Here is a 470-nt window from a genome sequence, read left to right as displayed (position 1 = left end):
CCGATTTCTTTAAAGTTTAAACCGGCTTTGGGAAAGCGATAAATATTACCAAGATCGACCCAGGAAGGTTTCTTCAACCCAGCGGATTGCCAATCTTGAATCGGATAATATTGTTGCTTGATATAAGCCGACTTCTTTTCATACTGACTAGTAATTTTAAAAGCCTCGACCGTCTGTTCTGATACCCGACGAATTAAAACTGGCCGAGACTTGCCACCGTTAGTTTCTACAAAACTAACGTATAGGCTGACTAAGTCATTAGTCCTCATCTGGATCGTTGAGCCAATCAGCGACCTCTTTAGCGTCTTTGAACTCGGTGACTGGTGTCCCTTCGGTCGCCTTTAAAAAGCGTAAATTAGCTTTTTCTTCTTCGCTTAAAGACGCATTAAAAGGTAAAGCACCATTAGCAACAATCCGCTTGTAAAACATGTTAATGGCCGTGGTTGGATTTAAGCCCAATTCGCTTAAAA

General features: G+C 41.5%; 1 protein-coding gene and 1 pseudogene. Both read right to left on the bottom strand.

Annotated elements, in window-relative coordinates; translation table 11 throughout:
* Positions 1–269: pseudogene (locus FFM73_RS12635) on the bottom strand (hypothetical protein); the annotation flags it as partial.
* The coding region (locus tag FFM73_RS12630; protein ID WP_137631956.1) for a type II toxin-antitoxin system RelB/DinJ family antitoxin at positions 259–470 on the bottom strand (212 nt) is incomplete at its 5' end. The gene FFM73_RS12630 and the pseudogene FFM73_RS12635, both read right to left, overlap by 11 nt.

It is taken from the genome of Secundilactobacillus hailunensis (genome assembly GCF_005405185.1).
Classification (GTDB): Bacteria; Bacillota; Bacilli; order Lactobacillales; family Lactobacillaceae; genus Secundilactobacillus; species Secundilactobacillus hailunensis.
Note: the sequence above shows the minus strand (reverse complement) of the source record. Positions and strands in the feature narration are given on the sequence as shown.